Genomic DNA, 20,716 nt, shown 5'->3' with positions numbered 1-20,716 from the left:
TGCGATGTCCACCGAAGTGAATGTTCCGTTACGGGACGTGGTCGGCAACCGGGAGCTCGCGCTCCACGTCGTCCCGGAGACCCTGCGGCCGGGCGCGCTGGACGCGCCGGTGCGCTGGGCGCACGTCAGCGAGCTGCAGGATCCCGCGCCCTACCTGCTGGGCGGCGAGCTGATCCTCACCGCCGGGGTCAACCTGCCGGCGCGGCTCGACCGGTACGTGCGCGGGCTGCGCGACGCCGGCGTGACGGCGCTGGGGTTCGGGCTCACCCCGACGGTGTCCGAGACGCTGCCGGAGCCGCTGCGCCGGGCGTGCGCGCGGTACGGGCTGCCGCTGCTGGTGGTGCCGGCGCGGACGCCGTTCCTGGCGATCAACCGGGCGGTGTCGGTCGCCCTGACCGAGGCCGGCCAGCGCGAGCAACGGCGGATCACCGCGGCCCGCGAGACGTTGACCCGCGCGGCGGGCGGCGGGCTGGGCGAGCTGACGTCGTCGCTGGCCGCGCAGCTGAGGTCGTGGGTGGCGCTGGTCGGCGCCGGGGACGTCCTGGCCTCGGCGCACGACGCGCCGGCACCGCTGCCGCCGCAGGTGCGCGAGCTGGTGGCGACCGTGCGGGCGGGCAGCGGGATCCGCAGCGCGACCACCGAGGTGGACGGCGGGTTCGTGGTGGTCCAGCCGGTGTACCCGCAGGCGACGGCGTCGCACCTGGTGGTGGTCGGGCGGCCCCGGCGCTTCGACGGCGCCGAGCGGGCGATCCTCGCGGTCGGCGCGGCCCTGCTCGGCCTGGTCGGCCGCGCGGGCTCGGACGCGGCCGAACTCGGCGCGGCGGCGACCGGCCTGCTGCTCGGCCGGACGTCCCCCGCGGCGGTGGCCCGGTCGCTGCTGGGGTCGGAGGTGGTCCGGCTGGTCGCCGGGGCGGCGCACCGGCGCGGCCCGGACGAGGTGGCCCAGCGCCCGGACTGGCTGCGCGCGCGGCTGGACACGCCGTTGGTCTCGGTGCTGCCCGGGCCCGCGTTCGTGGCCGTCGCCGGGGACGTCTCGCGGCCGGTGCTGGAGGACCTGCGCGAGCACGGCTGGCTGGCGGCCGTGGGTTCGCCGGTGCCCGCTTCCCGGGCGGCTTCGGCCGGGGCGGAGGTGGAGCTGCTGCTGGCGCGGGCCCGGGCACTGGGCCGCCCGGTCGTGGCGGAAACCGGTGCGCCGGACTTCGACGCTCTGCTGCCTCCGGACGCTTCCCGGAGCTTCGCGGATAAGACCCTGGCGCCGCTGGTTTCGCTCGACGAAGCCGGGGACCGGGCGCTGGTGCTGACGCTGCGCACGTGGCTGGCCCACCACGGCGCCTGGGAACCGACGGCGGTGGAGCTGGGCGTGCACCGCAACAGCGTCCGGCACCGGATCGCGCAGGTGGAGAAAGCCTTGGCCGTTGATCTCGCGGATCCGGAGGTCCGGATGCAGTTGTGGTTCGCACTGCGCTGGGTCGCGCCCAGTCCTTAAAGGGCACTCTCAGGAAAATATGGGATTGTGGGCTCGTGCGAGTTTTGGTAGTCGAGGACGAAGAACCCCTGGCCGACGCGATCGCCCGTGGCCTGCGCCGCGAAGGCATGGCGGTGGACGTGGCGCTCACCGGGGACGACGGGCACGAGAAGGCCGCCGTCACGCGGTACGACGTCGTGTTGCTGGACCGGGACCTGCCCGGGATGTCCGGGGACGAGCTGTGCCGCGAGATCGTCGCGTCCGGGGAGCTGACCCGGGTGCTGATGCTGACCGCGAGCAGCTCGGTGTCCGATCGCGTCGACGGGCTTTCCCTCGGCGCCGACGACTACCTCGCGAAGCCGTTCGCCTTCCCCGAGCTGGTCGCCCGCGTCCGGGCGCTCGGCCGCCGCGCCACGCCGGCCGCGCCGCCGCTGCTCACCGCCGGCGACGTCGAGCTGGACCCGGCCAAGCGGACCGTGCGGCGGGCGAGCGGGCCGGTCGAGCTGACGCGCAAGGAGTTCGGCGTCCTCGAGGTGCTGCTGTCGGCCGCCGGGTCCGTCGTCAGCAGCGAAGAGCTGCTCGAACGCGTGTGGGACGAGAACGCCGACCCGTTCACCACGACCGTCCGGGTCACCGTCATGACGCTGCGCAAGAAGCTCGGCGAGCCGGGGATCATCGAGACCGTCGTCGGCTCCGGGTACCGGGTGCCGGAGCCCGGCGCGCCACGCGCGTGAACCTGCCGGGCACCCGCAGCCTCCGCGCCCGGATCACCCTGCTGGCGACCGTGCTGGTCGCCGCCGTCAGCCTGCTGCTGCTCTGGCTGGCCTGGACGCTGGTCCGGGATTCGCTCGACGCCGTGCCGCAGATGCCGCCGGGCAGCACGGTGGTCGTCGACGGCGTCACGGTCGACGCCTCGACGCTCGCCGAGTCCCTGCGGCTGCACGCCCGGAACCGGATGCTGCTGTTCGGGTCGATCGCGTTCCTGTTCGTGGTGGCGGCCGCGGCGATCCTCGCCTGGACGTTCACCTCCCGCGTCCTGCTGCCGCTGCGCGAGATCACCGGCACCGCGCGGCGGCTGTCGGTCGAGTCGCTGGGGGAGCGGATCGGCGAGGTGCGCCCGCGCGACGAGCTGGCCGTGCTGGCGGAGACGTTCGACGACATGCTCGACCGGCTCCAGGCCGCGTTCGACGCCCAGCGGCACTTCGTCGCGAACGCGAGCCACGAGCTGCGGACGCCGTTGTCGGTGATCCGCACCGAACTCGACGTCACCCTCGGCGACGACGACGCCGACGAAGCCGAGCTGCGCCGGATGGGCGGGGTGGTCCGCGACGCGACCGAGCGCGCCGGGCAGCTGGTGAACTCGCTGCTGCTGCTGGCCCGCACCGACGGCGCCGGGCTCGGCGTGCGCGAACCGGTCGACCTGGCCGTCGTGGTCGACCGGGCCTGGCGCGCGGTGCACCGCGAGGCCGAGCACCGCGGCATCCGGGCGACGTTCGCGGTGGTGCCGTCGCCCGCGTTCGGCGACCCGGCGCTGCTGGAGCGGATCGCGGGCAACCTGCTGGAGAACGCGGTCCGCCACAACGTCGAGGGCGGCTGGCTGGAGGTCACGACCCAGTCCGGCCCGCGGTGGTCGACGCTGCGGGTCCGGTCCTCGGGCGGCCTGGTGGACCCGGCGACGGTGGCGGAGCTGTTCGAGCCGTTCCGCCGCGCGGGCGTCGCCCGCACCGCCCGCCACGGCGCCGGGCTGGGCCTCTCGATCGTGCGGGCGGCGGTCCAGGCACACGGCGGGAGCGTGACGGCGGAGCCGATCGTGGGCGGCGGCCTGGCGGTGACGGTCCACCTGCCGGTTCGCTGAGCGGTCAGCCGAGGGCGAGACCGGCACGCAGGACGCCGGCTGCGTGGAGGAGGGCCGCGCGGGCGTCCGGGTCGATGCCGACGCGGTTCGCGAAGCCGTGCAACTGGCCTTCGTGCCGCCGGTGCACCAGCGGGACTCCGGCGGCGGCGAGCCGGGCCGCGTAGGCCTCGCCTTCGTCGCGCAGCAGGTCGAAGCCGCACGTCGCCACGTACGTCGGCGGGAGGCCGTCGAGGGTCTCGTCGTACAGCACCGACGCCCGCGGGTCGCGGTAGGAAGCGGGGTCACGCAGGTACTGCGCGCGGTACCAGGCCCACTCGTCGCGGTCGAGCCGGAAGCCCGAGCCGAACTGGCGGTGCGACGCCGAACCGCCGAGCGCGTCCGTCGCCGGGGTGAGCAGGAGGCTGAACGCCGGGCGGGGCAGCTCGCCGCGGGCGCCCGCGTGGGCCACCACCGCGGCCAGGTTGCCGCCGCTGCTGTCGCCGCCCACGGCGAGCCGGTCCGCGTCGATGTCGAAGTCCGCCGCCCGCGAGTGCACGTAGGCGAACGCCGCCACCGCGTCCGAAGCCGCCGCGGGGAACGGGTGTTCCGGTGCCAGCCGGTAGCCGATCGACACCACCCGGACGCCGGCCTCCTCGGCCAGCAGCCGGCACGCGCCTTCGTGCGTGTCCAGGCTGCCGAGCACGAACCCGCCGCCGTGGAAGTACACGAGCGCCGGGCCGGGCGCCGGGAGCCCGGCCGGTTCGTAGTGCCGCAGCGGCAGCGGGCCGCCGGGCCCGGGCCACGACGAGTCGCGCGTCCGGACGCCCGGGCAGATCCCCGCGCCCGCGAGCGCGCCCGCCAGGTTCAGCTCGGCCCGGGCCCGCGCGAGGCTGCCGTTCCGGTGCGGCGCGTCGAACGGCGCGAACCGCGACACCCGCATCAGCACCTGGGCCGAAAGCACCGGCTGCCGCCCGTCCACCACCACCGGACGGCCCGCGAGCACGCGCAGCACCGGCGCGGGCAGGCCCAGCAGCCAGCGCAGCCCGGCCATCACCGCCCGGACGAGCAGCACTCTTCCGTTCAGCACACGTCCACGAAAATCGGGTTCGCGTACATCCACAAGTCCTCGAACGGGTTTGCCTGCCCGATGACGTCCGGCGTCGGCTCGCCGTCGCCCGACGTGCCACGGATCCGCGCGTAGAACGGCGCCCGCACGTTCCGGAAGGTGTGCCGGAACACCACCTGCCGCCCGGGGGCCCAGCGCGGTTCGAACGACTCCGCGACCCGCGTGCCCGGCGCCGTCATCGTGTCCGGGTCGGTCACCGGACCGGTGACCGGGCCCGCGACGACGTCCAGCCGGGCCAGCCGCGGGATCGCCCCGCCGCCGTTCGGCTGGGACGCCAGCCGCGCGGCGACCACCAGCGTGACGTCCGAGCCGCGGCGCACCCGCAGCCGGCCGCCGAGCGTCGCCGCCGCACCGTCGCCGTACGCGCCGACCTCGAGCGCCTGGACCAGGCCGCCGTGCGACAGCCAGATCCGGCCCGCGCGCAGGCCTTCCAGCACGCCTTCGAGGCTGCGCCGGGTGACGCCGACGTGCGTCCGGCTGAATTCGCCCGGGTAGAAGTCCGCGTAGGGCGCGAGCAGCTGCGGAGTGCCGGTGTCGACCGGGTCGGGGAACTTGCCGGTCGTGTCGTACCAGCCGTCCGGGACCTGCGGGCGCACCAGCGTGTCGCCGCGGTTGTAGTGCGAATCGGAGTTCGTGGTGATCCACCACGGCTTGCCCTCGGCGAGCAGCGAGTCCCAGAGCCCGCCGACCTTCGCCGTCGACCAGTCCCAGCCGCCGAACGTCCGGTACGCCTCGGCGGGGTAGCCCGGCCACGAGTTCGGGCCCGCGCTGTTGGCGTACCCGCCGCGCGCGCCGCCGTTGCCGAGCGGCTTCGGGAAGCCGTCGGCCTGCGCGCCGGGCGCGCCTTCCATGCCGATCACGATGTGCGGGGCGGCGTCGCGGTAGGCGCGCAGCTCGTGCGGGGCGACGCGGCCGTTGCGCAGGGGGTGGTTGATCAGCACGACCGGCGCGTGGATCCGCCGTGCGCGTTCTTCGTCGGCGAGCCAGCGCAACGCCCGCAGCGCGAGCGCCTCGTTCGCCGGGCTCGACGCCTCGGAGTTCGTCAGCCGCCAGTCGAAGCTCCGCTCGAATTCGCGCAGCTTCGCCGCCTGCTGATCGCCGGCCTGGAAGAACACGGTCGCGTGCTCGGCGCCCGGCACGTTCCACTCCATGCCGTGCCACAGCAGCAGATCCGGGTACTTCCGCCGGGCGGCGAGGAAGTCGGCTTCCGTCGGCTCGACCGACACCTTCTCGTGCTCGGCGTGGCCGTGGTCGGTGAAGACGATCCAGTCGGCGCCGTGCGCCCGCCCGCCGCCCGCGATCTGGTCGATCCGGTACATCGCGTCGTAGGAGTACTGGCTGTGCGTGTGGTGGTCGCCCACCAGCCACTGGTAGCGGCCGCACAACCGGCTCACGTCGAGGCTTGCGGAAGCGGGGAGGGGCACGCCCGCGGCGGCGGCCGCGAGCCCGGCACCCTTGAGGAACCGGCGTCTGTCGGTGGTCACGGCGGGACGCTAAGCCGCCGGGGTGAACGGGCGGTGTCCCGGCGGCCAACGTGTGCTGTGATCTTGGGTGTGGAGGACAAGCCGCTGGTCCGCGTGGTCGTCCCGGCCGTCGCGCTGGCCCTGCTCGCCGGTGTGGGGCTGGCGTTCGGCGTCGCGGAGCTGAAGCGGCCGCCGGACCTGCCGGTGGACACGAACCCCGCGCCGCTGGCCGGCCACACGCTGTGCGCGGCGGTGATCGTGGTCTTCCCGGCCGACGCCGAGCTGCGGGCGGCGCTGCCGGAAGTCCGCGCTGACCCGAAGGCGCGGCGAGTGTTCGTGGACCCGCCGTCGGTCTCGCTGCTCGCCGTCCCGGGCACCGATCTGAAGGCCTGGGCGCAGGAGCTGCACGCGCGCTTCCGGACCGCGGAGCGCGTGACGGTCATCGATTCCGACGCGACGGCGGCGCAGCTGAAACTCACCGCGCCGCCGCCGAAGTGCCCTCGTGAGGGCGAATACTAGGAAGCCGGAACCGAGGCCACGCCCGGGGCGAGGAACGGCTTGCCGTTCACGCGCTCGGACACGCCGGAGCGGTCCAGGTACGGCGTGATGCCGCCGTTCCAGAACGGCCAGCCCGCGCCGAGGATCAGGCACAGGTCGATGTCCTGCGCCTCGGCGACCACGCCCTCGTCGAGCATGATCCGGATCTCCTCGGCGATGGCCGACAGCGCCCGGTCGCGCACCTGCTCCGAAGTGGACGGCTTGTCGCCCTGCGTCCACAGCTCGACGACCTCGGGGTCGGCCGACTGGTTGCCCTGCGCGTCCCAGACCCAGACGCCCTTCTTGCCCGCCTTGACGAACTTCGCGAGGTTCTCGGACACGGTGAACCGGTCCGGGAACGCCTCGTGCAGCGTCTCTCCGACGTGCAGCGCGATGGCCGGGCCGACGAGCTGCATCAGCGTCAGCGGCGTCATCGGCAGGCCCAGCGGCTCGAGCGCGGAGTCGGCGACGTCGAACGGCGTGCCCTCGTCGACGGTCACCAGCACCTCGCCGAGGAAGCGCAGCAGGAGCCGGTTGACGACGAACGCGCTCGCGTCCTTCACCAGCACGCTGGACTTCTTCAGCTGCTTGCCGACCGAGAACGCCGTCGCCAGCGAAGCGTCGTCGGTCTGCTCGCCGCGGACGATCTCCAGCAGCGGCAGCACGGCGACCGGGTTGAAGAAGTGGAAGCCGACCACGCGCTCGGGGTGCTGCAGCTTCGACGCCATCGCGGTGATCGACAGCGACGAGGTGTTCGTCGCCAGGATCGCCTCGGGGGAGACGTGCTGCTCCAGCTCCGCGAACACCTGCTGCTTGACGCCCAGCTCCTCGAAGACGGCTTCGATGACGAAGTCGGCGTCGGAGAACGCGGCCTTGTCGAGCGAACCGGAGACCAGCGCCTTGAGCCGGTTCGCGCCGTCCGGGGACACGCGCTTCTTGCTCAGCAGCTTGTCGATCTCGGCGTGGACGTAGCCGACGCCCTTGTCGACGCGCTCCTGGTCGACGTCGGTCAGCACGACCGGCACCTTCAGACGGCGCACGAACAGCAGCGCGAGCTGGCTGGCCATCAGGCCGGCGCCGACGATGCCGACCTTGTTCACCTTGCGGGCCAACGACTTGTCCGGCGCGCCGGCCGGGCGCTTGGCGCGCTTGTTGACCAGGTTGAACGAGTACAGCCCGGCGCGCAGGACGTCGGACATGAGCAGCGCGGCGAGGCCGTCGGTCTCGGCGGCGTACCCGCGGTCGAGGTCGTTCTCCTTCGCGAGTTCGAGCAGCTCGACGGCCTTGGTGGCGCCTGGCGAGGCGCCATGCGTCCGGCCGTCCACAATGGACTTGGCGCGGGCGATGGCGGCGTCCCAGCCGGAACCGCGGTCGATCTCGCGGCGGGCGGGGGTGATTTCGCCGCTGACGACCTTCGCCAGCCACAGCAGCGACTGCTCGAGGTAGTCGGCCGAGCCGAAGACGACGTCGACGATGCCGAGCTCGGCCGCCTGCTTGACGGAGAGCATCTTGTTCTGCGCCAGTGCGTTCTCGATGATCACCGTGACAGCGGCGTCGGCGCCGATGAGGTTCGGCAGCAGCTGCGTGCCGCCCCAGCCCGGGAACAGGCCGAGGAAGACCTCGGGGAACGCGATGGCGGCGGTGTTCTCCGACAGCGTCCGGTAGTGGCAGGACAGCGCCAGCTCCAGGCCGCCGCCCATGACCGCGCCGTTGACGAACCCGAACGTCGGGATCTCCGTCTCGGTGAGGCGGCGGAACACGTCGTGCCCGGTCTGGGCGATCTCGCGCGCCAGCTTCGGGTCGGCGACGGCCTCGACACCGGACAGGTCGGCGCCGACGGCGAAGATGAACGGCTTGCCGGTGACGGCGATCGCGGCCGGCTCGGCCTCGAACGCCTTGTCCAGCGCGGCGTTCAGGGACACCAGACCCTGCGGGCCGAAGGTGTTCGGCCGGGTGTGGTCGTGGCCGTTGTCGAGCGTGATGAGCGCGACGGGCTTGGTGAGCCCGGGCACCTTCACCAGGCGCGTCACGGCGTGCGTGACGACCTCGTCCGGGAAAGCGGCCTTCGCTTCTTCAGCGGTGAAAGTCATTACTTCGCCCCCTCGAAGGCCGGGTTCTCCCAGATCACGGTGCCGCCCATGCCGATGCCGATGCACATCGTGGTCATGCCGTACCGCACGTCGGGCCGCTCGGCGAACTGGCGCGCCAGCTGCGTCATGAGCCGGACGCCGGACGACGCCAGCGGGTGGCCGCACGCGATCGCGCCGCCCCACTGGTTGACGCGCGGGTCTTCGTCGTCGATGCCGAAGTGGTCGAGGAAGGCCAGCACCTGCACGGCGAAGGCTTCGTTGATCTCGAACAGGCCGATGTCGTCGATGGACAGGCCGGTGCGCTTGAACAGCTTCTCGGTGGCCGGCACCGGGCCGATGCCCATGACCTCCGGCTCGACGCCGGCGAAGGAGTAGCCGACCAGCCGCATCGCGACCGGCAGGCCCAGCTCGCGGGCGGTTTCTTCGTCGGCGAGGATCGAGGCGGTCGCGCCGTCGTTGAGGCCGGCCGCGTTGCCCGCGGTGATCCGGCCGTGCGGGCGGAACGGCGTCTTCAGCCCGGCGAGGGTTTCGAGCGTGGTGCCCGGGCGGGGCGGCTCGTCCTCGGTGGCCAGGCCCCAGCCCAGCTCCTTGGAGCGGGTGGCGACCGGGACCAGCTCGGGGCCGATCTTGCCGGTCTTGACGGCCTCGGCGTAGCGCTCCTGGCTGCGCGCGGCGTAGGCGTCGGTGCGCTGCTTGGTGATCGCCGGGAACCGGTCGTGCAGGTTCTCGGCGGTCTGGCCCATGACGAGCGCGGTCGGGTCGACGAGCTTGTCGGCGATGATCCGCGGGTTCGGGTCGACGCCCTCGCCCATCGGGTGGCGGCCCATGTGCTCGACGCCGCCGGCGATGGCGATGTCGTAGGCGCCGAAGCCGATGCCGGACGCGACGCTGGTGACGGCGGTCATCGCGCCGGCGCACATGCGGTCGATGGCGAAGCCGGGGACGGACTTCGGCAGGCCGGCGAGCAGCGCGGCGGTGCGGCCGATGGTCAGGCCCTGGTCGCCGATCTGGGTGGTGGCGGCGATCGCCACCTCGTCGACGCGCTCGGGCGGCAGCTCGGGGTGCCGCCGCAGCAGCTCGCGGATGGCGTTGACGACGAGGTCGTCCGCCCGGGTCCCGGCGTAGATGCCCTTGTCGCCGGCCTTGCCGAAGGGGGTGCGTACCCCCTCGACGAAGGCGACGTTTCGCACGCCCCGCGCGGTCGGCGCGAGCGGCGTTGCTGGTGCGGCCACTGAAGCTCCATGAAGTAGAGGTCTTTGCCCGCACGATAGCCCTTGTTACCCGTCGGTAACCAGTGCTGTGGCCCGGTCGAGTGGGCTACGGCACACTCTTGGGCGTCAACGTCTGCCCCTTCAGCAGCCAGGCGACACCGAACGCCCAGACGGCGACGCTCTCCAGCCACAACGCCGGGTGTAGCTCGGGCACCAGCCGCAGCCAGCTCGTCAGCGCGATGAGCACCAGCGCGGCCAGGATCACCACGCCGCAGACGCGGTAGACGACGCCGAAACCGGGGGGCTGCTCGCCGTCGTGGGGGAACAGGCGCAGGCAGAAGTAGGCGAGGGAGAGGAAGAAGACCGCGGCGAACGTCAGGTGCAGCACGCCGGAGGTGCGGTCCCACGCCGTGACGTCGTGGTCCGGCGTCGTCGGGAACAGCGCGAGCCCGATCGCGCCGAGCCCGGCCACGGTGCTCGCGACGTTGTCGACGAAGTCGTGGCCGTAGTAGGCGAGCAGGAACACCCCGGCGGCGCACATCGAGCCGACGAAGACGTCGCGGACGTCGGTGTAGTAGTAGCCGCTGAGCGACCCGACGAGGTCGCCGCCCTGCGCCCACTGCTTGCCGAGGATCAGGACGAACGGCAGCGCCAGGCCGATCAGCCCGATGGCGCGCCGGAGGAACAGGTAGGAGTGGACGAGGGTGCTCTGCGGGGATCTGGTCGCCGTGGTCATGGCCGCCTCCGGGGTCTCACCGAGGTCATCGGCGTTCTCCTGCCCCGGGACGAGCGTTGTTATCCGACGGGTGCCCAGATCCTCAGCTGATCGTTACGGAGTTCGGCGAAGGCGCCGCTCGCCGGGTCGTGCGCGGTGGGGCGGAAGCCCGCCGCGAAGCCGATCCGGGCACCGTCGGCGGGGTCCCAGACCTCGAACCCGTCCTCGGCGGTGACGTACAGCAGCCCGCCGTGGCCCCACATCGGTCCCTTCGGGCCCGCGAACATCCCGAGCCGGCGTCCGGTCCGCGCGTCGTGGAGCTGGACGCCGTCGATCGTCCGCTCGTCGCCGATCTCTTGCAGCGCGACAGTTTCCTCGTCCACCCAAGCCATCGGCACGTCCCAGGGATCGCGGAAGGTGAGCGCCTGGCCGTGCTCGGGCGCGTGCGTCTCGCCCGCGAGCCAGGCCGCGCAGTCGAGCACCAGCGGGATCCCCTCCGGCTGCCAGACCCAGCCGTCCACGAGCAGGGACCGCCCGGATGGGCTCGGCAGCAGTGCGCCCTGGAAGTAGTCGAGGTAGTGCTCGGGGCTCTCCTCGCGGGTCGTGACGCGCTCGGTGAGCAGGCGCCCCGTGGCCGCCTCGAAGACGTCGAGCCGGTTCCAGTCGGTGGCGGCGACGACCTGCGCGCCGAGGAACGCGACCGGGAACCGGACCGTCTCGGTGTGGTAGTCCTGCCGGTCCAGGGCCAGGGTCACCGCGCCCGAGGCGAGGTCGACGACCACGCCGTGACGGCCGTAGTCGGTGACCGCGGCGGCGAACCGGCCGTCGGCGGCGGTGTGCAGCGCCGGTGCGCGGGGCTGCCCCGGCCCCGTCGCCGGAACTTCGTCCGGGAGGTCGACGGTGGCGACCCGGCGGGGCGGCTCGCCGGGGTGGATCGCGACGAGCCCGGCGCCGGTGCGCGCGAGCCAGCCGTCCGGCAGCGGCGCGAGACACCGGTCGTTGAGCGGGGTGACCGCGCAGGGCGCCGTCGTCCAGGTGCCGCCGAGAGCCCGGTCTCGCCGGAGGATTCCGGGGTCGCCGCGCCAGCCCAGGTAGGCATCGCTTTCAGCGCGTTCGAAGCAGCCGACACACGCTTCCAGCAATTCGGGTGCTTCGGCTTCGGCACACGTTCGGCACAGCAGGTCGTATCGGGTCGCGACACCGGTGAGCACGCGGAAGCAGCCCGGTCCGTTGTCGGTGGTGAGGTGGGCGCAGACGCGCGCCCCGGCGGCCGGTGCGAGATGGCCGCACGAAGAAACGTTCACCCACCCAGTATCCGGTGACGCGCATCCGATTTATCCGAGGTGCGCCAGCCAGCCGCCCTTCGCCGAAATGTCCTCCGCGCCCTCGATCGCCGCCGGTTCGCAGAGGAAGCCGGGCACCCGCGTACCGTCGGCCAGCTCCACCTTCCCGATCGCCAAGGGGGCGGGAATCCGCGAGACGAACTCGCCGAAGCCGCGCACCGGCAGGTCCCACACCTCCGCCGCGATCGCGACGCCGCCGGAAGCGGCCCGCACCAGGCCGGGCTTCGGCGGCACCGTGTCCAGCGCGTACAACCGGTAGGACGCCGACGTCGAAACCGAAGCCACGAACCGTCCGCCCCGGGACGTCAGTTCGTGGTTGAGCGGCTGCCCGCGCAGGTGCGCGCCGACCACCACGATCGGCACCCGCTCGTCGCGCAGGGTCGCCAGTGCCGCCAGCTTCAGGTCGTCGTGCGGGGCGCCGACCAGCATCACGCCGAACGGGCGCCCGGCCACCGTGCCCGAGGGCACCGCCAGCGCGGACAGCCCGAACAGGTTGGTGGAGTTGGTGAACCGGCCCAGCCGGGCGTTGACCGCGACCGGGTCCGCGGCGACCTCCGCCAGCGTCGGGTGCTCGGTCGTCGTCGGGACCAGCAGCGCGTCGACGCCGGCCAGTGTCGCCAGCGCTTCGGCTCGCAGGCCCGCGAGCTTCGCCTGGTCCGCGAACAGCCGGTGGGCCGGGATGTCCCGGCCGCCGGTGATGATGCCGTGCACCACCGGGTCCACGTCGTCCGGGTGCGCGTCCAGGAACTCGCCGACCGCGGTGTACCGCTCGGCGACGAACGCGCCGCCGTACAGCAGCTGGGCCGCCTCCAGGAAAGCCGATATGTCCACAGTGGTCAGTTCGGCACCCGCGGCCGCGTACTCCTCGACGGCGGCCTCGAACGCCTCCGCCCACCCCGGTGCCAAGGGACCCAGCTCGGCGGGCACGCCCAGCCGGAACCGTCCCGTGTGGACCTGCGCGGGCTCGGCCAGGCAGGTCAGCGCGTACGACGCTTCCTCGACTGTCCGCGCGAACAGCGACACGCAGTCGATGCTCGCGCACGCGGGCACCACGCCTTCGGTCGGCAGCAGGCCCGGGGTCGGCTTGAGCCCGACGATACCGTTGAACGCCGCCGGCACCCGGCCAGACCCCGCCGTGTCCGTGCCCAGGGCCAGGTCGACGATGCCCAGTGCGACGGCCACCGCCGACCCCGAACTCGACCCGCCCGAGACGTACGCCGGGTCGACGGCGTTCCGCACCGCGCCGTACGGGCTGCGCGTCCCGACCAGCCCGGTCGCGAACTGGTCCAGGTTGGTCGTGCCGAGCACCAGCGCTCCGGCCGCCCGCAGCCGCGCGACGACCGGGGCGTCGGCCTCCGGCTTGTACGCGTACGCCGGGCAGCCCGACGTCGTCGGCAGCCCGGCGACGTCGATGTTGCCCTTGACCGCGACGAGCTTCCCGGCCAGCGGCAGGCCGCGGTTCGCGAGCGTGGCCGCCTCGGCCAGTACCTCGGCTTCGGGCCGCAGGTCGATCCAGATCTCCGGCCGATCCACCTGCTCGATCCGGCGGTACGCGGCCCGCACCCGTTCCTCGATGGCGGTCATCCGAGCACCACCAGCGGCGTGCCGGGCGCCACCTGGTCGCCGGGGGACACGAGCACTTCGACCACCTCGCCGCTCGCCGGCGCGGGGATGCGCGCCTCGGTCTTCATCGCTTCCAGCGTCACCAGCGACTGCGCGTCCTCGACGCGCTCGCCCGCGGTGACGTCGACCCGCCACACGGTCGCCGCGAACGGCGCCTCCACCACGTGCCCGCCCGGCGGTGCTTCGACCCGGGCCGGCGGCCGGGTGACCGGCTCCGGTTTCGGGTCGAACTCGCCCGCCGCGGCCCACGCCTTCCGTTCGGCTTCGAACGCGGCCGCCTGCGTCGCCCGGAACGCCGAGATGCTTTCGGCGTTGTCCGCCAGGAACCTCTCGTAGTCGGCGAGCGCGAACGTGCCTTCGGTGGTGTCGAGTTCGAGCTGCCCGGACGCGCTCTGCGCGCGCAGTTCGAGCAGTTCCTCCGCCGACACGGGGTACCAGGAGATCCGGTCGAAGAACCGCAGGTTCCACGGCCGCTCCCCGCCGTGCCAGCTGTTCCACACCTGCGTGGTCCGCCCGACGAACTGGTACCCGCCCGGCCCCTCCATGCCGTAGATGCAGAGGTACGCGCCGCCGATGCCGACGGAGTTCTCCGCCGTCCACGTCCGCGCCGGGTTGTACTTCGTCGTGACCAGCCGGTGGCGCGGGTCGAGCGGCGTCGCCACCGGCGCCCCGAGGTAGACGTCGCCGAGGCCCAGCACGAGGTATTCAGCGTCGAACACCGTCCGGTAGACGTCGTCCACTGTGGACAAGCCGTTCACCCGGCGGATGAACTCGATGTTCCACGGGCACCACGGCGCGTCGTCGCGCACGCCGGTCATGTACCGCTCGATCGCCTCGCGCGTGGCCGGGTCGTCCCACGACAGCGGCAGCCGGACGCTGCGGCTGGGCACCACGAGGTCGTGCGTCGGCGGCAGGTCCCGTTCCAGCTCGCGCACCAGCCCGAGCGCCTTGCCGACCGGCAGCGCGTCGGGGTCGACGTGCACCTGCAGCGACCGGATGCCCGGGGTCAGGTCGACGATCCCCGGCACGCCTTCGGCCGCGAGCCGTTCCGCGAGCGCGTGCACCCGCATCCGCAGCGCCAGGTCGAGCTTCATCTCGCCGTATTCGACGAGCAGGTTGTCGTCGCCGCTGCGGCGGTAGGTGACCGGCGGCTCACCGTCCGAAGCGGACAGTCGCGAGAGGACTCCGCCGTCGTCGCGCGCGGGCCGGCTCGGCTCGACCGCCGACGCGGGCCGCGCCCGCAGTGCCGCCGCGTGGTCGGTGCCGATCGGCACGAACCGCACGGTGTCGCCCGGCCGCAGCTGCCCGAGCTTCCAGCGCTCGCCGGTGGCGACCGTCGCCGGGCAGACGAACCCGCCCAGGCTGGGACCGTCCGGGCCGAGCAGGATCGGCAGGTCGCCGGTGTAGTCGACGGCGCCGATCGCGTACGGCGTGTCGTGGATGTTCGACGGGTGCAGGCCCGCCTCGCCGCCGTCCGGGCGCGCCCACTCCGGCCGCGGCCCGACCAGGCGGACGCCGGTGCGGGCGGAGTTGAAGTGCACCTGCCAATCGGTGGCGTAGAAGGTGTCGACGTCGGCCGGGGTGAAGAACTCCGGGGCCGCGTGCGGCCCTTCGAGCGCGCCGATCGTCCAGTGGGTGGCGAAGTCGGGCCGGTCGGCGACCGGGCCCACGACGGGGTCCGCGGGTGCCGGGCCGGGCCGCAGGACGTCGCCCGCGGCCAGTGCGCGGCCGCCGTGCCCGCCGAACTTGCCCAGCGTGAACGTCGCCGCGCTGCCGAGGAACTCCGGGACGTCCACGCCGCCCCGGACGAGCACGTAGCTGCGCAACCCGGCCGTGCACGCGCGGACGTCCAGGGTGGCTCCGGCGGGTACCTCGACCGGGGTCCACAACGGCACTTCGGCGCCGTCGACGAGGACCGTCGTCGGCGCGCCGGTGACGCACACCTGCGCGGCGTGCGAGAACCGCAGCGTGACGCCGTCCACTGTGCACTCCAGGCCGGGCGCGCCCTCGGGGTTGCCCAGCGCCAGGTTGCCCAGCCGCAGCGAAAGGTCGTCCATCGGGCCGCTCGGCGGCACCCCGACGTGCCAGAACCCGGTGCGGCCCGGCCAGTCCTGCACGGTCGTCATCGTCCCGCCGCGCACGACGTCGATCTGCGGTTCGGCGTCCTCGATGCCGTCCAAAGTGGACGTGTCGTGGGTGGCCGAGCCGACGGCGGCGTCGGCGGCCGCGGCCCGCAGCTGCCCGAGGTTGGTCCGGACCCCGTCGACGCGGGTGTCGGCGAGCGCGGCCCGGAGGTTCGCCAGCGCGGCCGCGCGGTCGGGGCCGGTGCAGATCACTTTGGCCAGCAACGGGTCGTAGTGCGTGGTCACGGTGGTGCCCGGGCCGACCCAGGTGTCCACCCGGGTGCCCGCCGGGAACTCCGCCCGCGTGACCAGGCCGGAGCTGGGGCGGTGCCCGGCGTTCGGGTCTTCGGCGTACACGCGGGCTTCGACGGCGTGGCCGCGCGCGACCGGCGTCGCGCGGAACATCGCGCGGTCGCCCTGGGCGAGCCGCAGCATCCAGGCGACCAGGTCGACGCCGTACACCGCCTCGGTGACCGGGTGCTCGACCTGCAGCCGGGTGTTGACCTCGAGGAACGCCGCCTCGCCGCGTTCGGGGTCGTAGACGTACTCGACCGTGCCCGCCGAGCGGTACCGGACCGACGAGCACAGCGCGACGGCCGAGTCGACGAGCTGCTTCCGGACGGCTTCGGGCAGGTCCGGCGCCGGGCACTCCTCGACGACCTTCTGGTTGCGCCGCTGCAGCGAGCAGTCCCGGGTGCCCAGCGCCATGACTTCGCCGAAGCCGTCGCCGAACACCTGGACCTCGACGTGCCGCGCGCGGGTCACCAGCCGTTCCAGGAAGACGCCGGAGCTGGCGAAGCTCTTGGCCGCGACGCTGCGCACGGTGTCCCAGGCGGCGCGCAGCTCGTCGGGCGACGCGCAGGCGCGCATGCCGATGCCGCCCCCGCCGCCGGTCGCCTTGAGCATCACCGGGTAGCCGATGTCCGCCGCACGCGCCAGCGCTTCGTCCACATCGGACAGCAGGCCGGTACCGGCCAGCAGCGGCACGCCCGCCGCGATCGCCGCCTCGCGCGCGGTGTGCTTGCTGCCGAACACTTCGAGGTGTTCCGGCGACGGGCCGGCGAACGCGATCCCGGCGTCTTCGCAGGCCCGCGCGAACGCCGCGTCCTCCGACAGGAAGCCGTAGCCGGGGTGGATCGCGTCGCAGCTGGTGTCGAGGGCGGCCTGGACGATGGCGCCGGCCCGCAGGTAGCTCTCGGCCGCGGGAGCCGGGCCGAGCCGCACGGCCCGGCCGGCGAGCCGCACGTGCGGTGCCAGGCGGTCGGCGTCGGAGTACACCGCGACGGTCTCGAGACCCATTTCCCCGGCGCTGCGGAGGATCCGGACCGCGATCTCGCCGCGGTTGGCGACCAGCAGCCTCACTCGCTGCCTCCGGGGGCCGTCACGACCATGCGGACCGGTGTCGGGTCGAACCCGTTGCAGGGGTTGTTGATCTGCGGGCAGTTCGACACGAGCACGAGGACGTCGGTCTCGGCGCGCAGCCGGACTTCCAGGCCCGGCGCGGAAATGCCGTCGACGATGCCGAGCGTGCCGTCTTCTTCGACCGGCACGTTCATGTACCAGTTGACGTTGCTGACCAGGTCGCGCTTGCCCAGCCCCCACTTCGCGCCTTCGCTGAGGAAGTTCTCGACGCACGCGTGCTGGAACCGGGTGTGCTGGCCGTAGCGGAGGCTGTTGGACTCCTTGCTGCACGCCCCGCCGATGGTGTCGTGGCGGCCGCAGGTGTCGGCGACGACGGTCAGCAGCGGCGCGCCCTCCTGCGTGCGCAGGACGCTGCCCGTGGTCAGGAAGATGTTGCGCTGCGCCGCGATCGTCGCCGCCGCGCTGTAGCGCTTGGCCGTGTCGTTCGCGTCGTAGCAGAGGAAGTCGACGGCCTGGTTGCCACCCAGGTCGATGATCGCCAGCTCGCTGCCGCGCTTCAGGATGGTCGAGAACGGCGCGCGCGCCGGGACGTCGAACGTCAGCTCAAGCTGCGACTCGTACGCCGTGCTCATGCGATCCCCCGTGCGGTCAGGTAGTCGGCGGTGTTCTCGAACGCGCGCTGCGCCTCCGGCGAATGTGTCCATTCCGGACTGTCCGGCGTGGAAGGTTTGTCGCGCCAGGCGAGGACTTCGAGGTTCGTCGCGGTGTAGTCCGGCCGCGGGTCCACCGGGTGCGGCACGTTGGCGATCAGCACGATCGACGGGATCTCGATCCGCAGGTCGACGGACTTCCCGGCGCCCGCCGAGCCGGTGAACTCCAGTGCGCCTTCCGGCTGGACGCGCACGCCCTGGAAGAACGACAGGCTCGGCGGCAGGTCACGCGGCCCGAGCCCGTTCTTCGCCGCGGCCAGAGTGAACAGCGGCAGGCCGGCGGGGGAGGGGCCCTGCGGGGCACCGTCGCCGTAGTGCCCGGTGTTGCCGTCCACAGTGGACGTCCCGCACAGGGCGTCGTGGCGGCCGCTGGAGTCCGCGACGATCGTGGCGAGGACGCGGCCCTGGTCGGACAGCAGGGCCACCTTCTCGCCGAGGTAGGCGTTCCACTGCACCTTCACCGTGTCCGCGACGTTCAGCCGCTCCCAGGGCCCCTCGGCGTTGAACAGCAGCACGTGCGCGCAGGCGTCGCCCTCGACGTCGGTCAGGCGCAGCCGCGTGCCGCGGGCCAGCACCTTGTGCGTGTAGCCGCCCCCGGCCACGGTCTCCGCCCAGGTCAGCGCTTCGGGCGCGACCCCGGGCGGGGGAGTGCCGAACGTGCTCGCCGGGATCGACGGCATCGTTTCGACCACGGTGCCGGCCTGGGCCCGGGCGTGGTCCCGGGCGCCGTAGGTGGTGGCGGTGGTGCTCATGGACGTCCTCTCAGATCGCGGGTTCGAGGGCGGGAGCGGGGCGCAGCCGCAGCCAGCAGAGCCAGCCGATCACCAGTGCGCCGCCGACGAACTCTATCGGGAACAGCAGCATCCAGGGGGCGCCCGAACCGGCGACGTCGTAGATCTCCGGGCGCGGCCAGGCGATGTTCACGATCATGGCGATCCCGTAGAGCACGGCTGCGCCGTTCAGCGGAACACCCCAGCGGCCGAGCGAGAACCGGCCGGGTTCGGCGGGGAACCGCCCGCGCAGCCTTGCGATCAGCAGGGGGCCGGTGACCAGCAGGTACGCCAGGTAGACGACCACCACCGACGTCCCGGTGATCGTGCTGAAGAGCGTCGGGTTGCCGACGTTGAGCAGCAGGAGCGCGATGGCCAGCACCCCGGAGACGAGCGCGGGCCCGACCGGCGTCCCGGTGCGCGGATTCACCGACGAAAGTCGGGCGGCGCCGGGGAGCGCGCCGTCGCGGGCCATCGCGAAGATCAGCCGCACGGTGCCGGTCTGGATGGTGAGCGTGCAGACCACGACGGCGATGGCGACGTCGGCGAGGAAGACGCGGCCGAGGGTGTCCCCGAAGACGGCGGTGATGACGTACGGCAGGCCGTGGCCGGCGAGCTGCCCGTCGGTGAGGCTCGGTGCGGCCATCAGCGCGGTGAGCACCACGGCGAGCCCGCCGATCCCGGAGACGAGCACGGCCCGCAGCACCGCCCGCGGGGCCGCCTTACGCGCGTCCTTCGTCTCCTCGGCGACCGAAGCGGCGGTGTCGAATCCGTAGAGCACGTAGGCGGCCATGAGCGCCGAAGCGAGAACGCCACCGATCCCGGCGCTGGTGCCGGGGGCGTCGTGCGCGACCACTTGCGGCCCGCGGACGGCGAACAAACCGAGGCCGATGATCAGGACGACGACGCCGAGCAGTTCGGCCGCGACCCCGACATCGTTGATCCGGGCCATCAGCCGGACGCCGCCGGCGTTGACGAGGGTGGTGAAGACGAGCAGGAGCGTGCCGAGGAGGACGGCGTTGGCCGCGCCCGAGGGCGACGTCACCGACGGGTCGCCGCCGACGAGCTGGAAGCCGTCCCACACCGAGGGCAGCACCACCTGCAGCGCGATCGCCGCGGCGGCGAGGGCGACGACGCAGCCGAGCAGCATCATCCAGCCGGCGAGCCAGCCGAGGAATCCCTTCGAGAGCTGTTTCGCCCACTGGTACACGGATCCGGCGAGCGGGAAGCGCGCGGCGAGTTCGGCGAAGGTGAGCGCCACGAGCACCTGGCCGCCGAGGACGACCGGCCACGTCCAGAAGAAGAGCGGGCCGCCGAAGGTGTAGCCGAAGCCGAAGAGCTGGAAAACGGTGGTGAGGATGGAGACGAACGAGAAGCCGGCGGCGAAGGCGGAGAACCCGCCCAGCGACCGGCGGAGCTCCTGGCGGTAACCGAAGGCGGCGAGATCGTCGGGTGGCATGCGGACTCCTTGTTTCGATCGTTTGACAGAAATTAGGCCCGCGGCCGGACTTTTCGATCTCCGGCGTGTGAGGGGAGTGTTAACGGCGAGGGCTTCCGGGTGTCAACAGCGACATACGGGGGTAACCACGGGTGCGCGGGCGCCGGACCTGGCAAGATCACGCCCGTGGGCAAAGGGGCGGGAGTCGGCAGGCCGAGGGCCAGCGGAGCGGCGGCAAGCCGCCCGGACGCGCGCCAGGCGGTGCTCGACGCGGCGGGAGAGCTGTTCACCGGAGCGGGCTACGCGGCAACGACGACCCGCGCGATAGCGGAGCGCGCGGGCCTGCGGCAGGCGTCGCTCTACTACCACTTCCCGGCGAAGGAAGACATCCTCGCGGCGCTGCTGGCGGAGACGGTCCGGCCTTCGCTGGATCTGGCTTCCCGGCTGGTCGGTGCTTCCGGCCCGGCGGCGGTTCGGCTATGGGCGTTGGCGTACGCGGACATCGGGCTGCTCGGCGGCGCCCGGCACAACTTGGGCGCGTTGTACTTGCTGCCGGAGGTGGGGTCGCCGAACCTGGCCCGGTTCCGGGCGGAACGGGCGGATCTGAAGGCGTCTTACGGTCGTCTGGTGGCGGCCGCGGGGGTGGCTCCCGAGGCGGTGGCGATCCGGACGGACCTGGTGTTCGGGCTGGTGGAGAGCATCGCGGTGGTGCGGCGGGACGACCCGGAGCTGGACGTCGAGGCGCATGTCCGTGAAGGGGCGGACGGGGTGGTGCGGCTGGTGGGGGTGGAGCCGGCGGAGGAGCTGCGGGCGGAGGCCCACACCCTGCTGGCGACCCTCACCGGCTGACCAGCGCCCCAATGTGGCCTTCGGTGCGTCAGACGCACCCAAGGCGGCCTTCGGTGC

General features: G+C 73.1%; 16 protein-coding genes. 5 read left to right on the top strand and 11 right to left on the bottom strand.

All coding sequences use genetic code 11. The features are described 5' to 3' along the window. Positions 1–4 precede the first annotated feature (4 nt). From H4696_RS20120 to H4696_RS20110, 3 genes are read left to right on the top strand one after another with little or no spacing between them, the layout of a single operon-like run. A complete protein-coding gene (locus H4696_RS20120) occupies positions 5–1,486 on the top strand; it encodes a PucR family transcriptional regulator (RefSeq protein ID WP_225955748.1) in 1,482 nt (493 codons plus the stop codon). 35 nt (positions 1,487–1,521) lie between these two features. After that, complete coding sequence (locus H4696_RS20115) at positions 1,522–2,199, top strand: response regulator transcription factor (RefSeq protein WP_169734892.1); 678 nt, start codon at positions 1,522–1,524, stop codon at positions 2,197–2,199. Beyond that, entirely contained in the window at positions 2,196–3,320 is a 1,125-nt protein-coding gene (locus tag H4696_RS20110) for a sensor histidine kinase (protein ID WP_086857743.1), read from the top strand. The genes H4696_RS20115 and H4696_RS20110 overlap by 4 nt, the downstream gene beginning before the upstream one ends. Before the next feature lie 4 nt (positions 3,321–3,324). On the opposite strand, the gene H4696_RS20105 is transcribed toward H4696_RS20110, so the two are convergent. Continuing rightward, on the bottom strand, positions 3,325–4,386 hold the full coding sequence (locus tag H4696_RS20105; RefSeq protein ID WP_086857742.1) for an alpha/beta hydrolase: 1,062 nt from the start codon (positions 4,384–4,386) through the stop codon (positions 3,325–3,327). After that, entirely contained in the window at positions 4,380–5,909 is a 1,530-nt protein-coding gene (locus tag H4696_RS20100) for a twin-arginine translocation signal domain-containing protein (RefSeq protein WP_086857741.1), read from the bottom strand. The genes H4696_RS20105 and H4696_RS20100 overlap by 7 nt, the downstream gene beginning before the upstream one ends. Before the next feature lie 57 nt (positions 5,910–5,966). Between H4696_RS20100 and H4696_RS20095 the strand changes: the two genes are divergently transcribed. After that, a complete protein-coding gene (locus H4696_RS20095) occupies positions 5,967–6,407 on the top strand; it encodes a hypothetical protein (RefSeq protein ID WP_086857740.1) in 441 nt (146 codons plus the stop codon). Here the strand turns inward: H4696_RS20095 and H4696_RS20090 are convergent. From H4696_RS20090 to H4696_RS20050, 9 genes are all read right to left on the bottom strand, one after another. After that, on the bottom strand, positions 6,404–8,515 hold the full coding sequence (locus H4696_RS20090; protein ID WP_086857739.1) for a 3-hydroxyacyl-CoA dehydrogenase NAD-binding domain-containing protein: 2,112 nt from the start codon (positions 8,513–8,515) through the stop codon (positions 6,404–6,406). The genes H4696_RS20095 and H4696_RS20090 overlap by 4 nt on opposite strands. Further along, positions 8,515–9,705, bottom strand: coding sequence for a thiolase family protein (locus H4696_RS20085; RefSeq protein ID WP_086857738.1), 1,191 nt, complete (start codon positions 9,703–9,705; stop codon positions 8,515–8,517). The genes H4696_RS20090 and H4696_RS20085 overlap by 1 nt, the downstream gene beginning before the upstream one ends. Positions 9,706–9,832: 127 nt before the next feature. Continuing rightward, positions 9,833–10,462, bottom strand: coding sequence for a DUF998 domain-containing protein (locus tag H4696_RS20080; RefSeq protein WP_086857737.1), 630 nt, complete (start codon positions 10,460–10,462; stop codon positions 9,833–9,835). A 59-nt stretch (positions 10,463–10,521) separates the two neighbouring features. Further along, positions 10,522–11,745: a hypothetical protein gene (locus H4696_RS20075; RefSeq protein ID WP_086857736.1), complete on the bottom strand. Its 1,224-nt coding sequence runs from the start codon at positions 11,743–11,745 to the stop codon at positions 10,522–10,524. 30 nt (positions 11,746–11,775) lie between these two features. After that, positions 11,776–13,368 (bottom strand): allophanate hydrolase, encoded by a 1,593-nt coding sequence (locus tag H4696_RS20070; protein ID WP_086857735.1) that lies wholly within the window; start codon positions 13,366–13,368, stop codon positions 11,776–11,778. Then, a complete protein-coding gene (gene uca / locus H4696_RS20065; RefSeq protein WP_086857734.1) occupies positions 13,365–16,892 on the bottom strand; it encodes an urea carboxylase in 3,528 nt (1,175 codons plus the stop codon). Before uca ends, H4696_RS20070 begins: the two co-directional genes overlap by 4 nt. After that, positions 16,889–17,524 carry an urea amidolyase associated protein UAAP2 gene (locus H4696_RS20060; protein ID WP_086857733.1) on the bottom strand — a complete coding sequence of 212 codons (636 nt, stop codon included), beginning with the start codon at positions 17,522–17,524 and terminating at the stop codon, positions 16,889–16,891. Before H4696_RS20060 ends, uca begins: the two co-directional genes overlap by 4 nt. After that, complete coding sequence (locus H4696_RS20055) at positions 17,521–18,354, bottom strand: urea amidolyase associated protein UAAP1 (protein ID WP_086857732.1); 834 nt, start codon at positions 18,352–18,354, stop codon at positions 17,521–17,523. Before H4696_RS20055 ends, H4696_RS20060 begins: the two co-directional genes overlap by 4 nt. 10 nt (positions 18,355–18,364) lie before the next feature. Continuing rightward, on the bottom strand, positions 18,365–19,831 hold the full coding sequence (locus tag H4696_RS20050; RefSeq protein WP_086857731.1) for an amino acid permease: 1,467 nt from the start codon (positions 19,829–19,831) through the stop codon (positions 18,365–18,367). A 165-nt stretch (positions 19,832–19,996) separates the two neighbouring features. Here H4696_RS20050 and H4696_RS20045 point away from each other — a divergent pair, with 165 nt between their 5' ends. Beyond that, a complete protein-coding gene (locus H4696_RS20045; RefSeq protein WP_086857730.1) occupies positions 19,997–20,659 on the top strand; it encodes a TetR/AcrR family transcriptional regulator in 663 nt (220 codons plus the stop codon). The last annotated feature ends 57 nt before the right edge of the window (positions 20,660–20,716 follow it).

It is taken from the genome of Amycolatopsis lexingtonensis (assembly GCF_014873755.1).
Taxonomy (GTDB): domain Bacteria; phylum Actinomycetota; class Actinomycetes; order Mycobacteriales; family Pseudonocardiaceae; genus Amycolatopsis; species Amycolatopsis lexingtonensis.
This window is presented reverse-complemented; position numbering and strand designations above follow the sequence as displayed.

Excerpts from the sequence above, each read along its gene's own strand:
- H4696_RS20120 (WP_225955748.1), top strand. The coding sequence starts at position 5 with ATGTCCACCGAAGTGAATGTTCCGTTACGGGACGTGGTCGGCAACCGG.
- H4696_RS20090 (WP_086857739.1), bottom strand. The coding sequence starts at position 8,515 with ATGACTTTCACCGCTGAAGAAGCGAAGGCCGCTTTCCCGGACGAGGTC.
- H4696_RS20080 (WP_086857737.1), bottom strand. The coding sequence starts at position 10,462 with ATGACCACGGCGACCAGATCCCCGCAGAGCACCCTCGTCCACTCCTAC.
- H4696_RS20070 (WP_086857735.1), bottom strand. The coding sequence starts at position 13,368 with ATGACCGCCATCGAGGAACGGGTGCGGGCCGCGTACCGCCGGATCGAG.
- H4696_RS20060 (WP_086857733.1), bottom strand. The coding sequence starts at position 17,524 with ATGAGCACGGCGTACGAGTCGCAGCTTGAGCTGACGTTCGACGTCCCG.
- H4696_RS20055 (WP_086857732.1), bottom strand. The coding sequence starts at position 18,354 with ATGAGCACCACCGCCACCACCTACGGCGCCCGGGACCACGCCCGGGCC.
- H4696_RS20050 (WP_086857731.1), bottom strand. The coding sequence starts at position 19,831 with ATGCCACCCGACGATCTCGCCGCCTTCGGTTACCGCCAGGAGCTCCGC.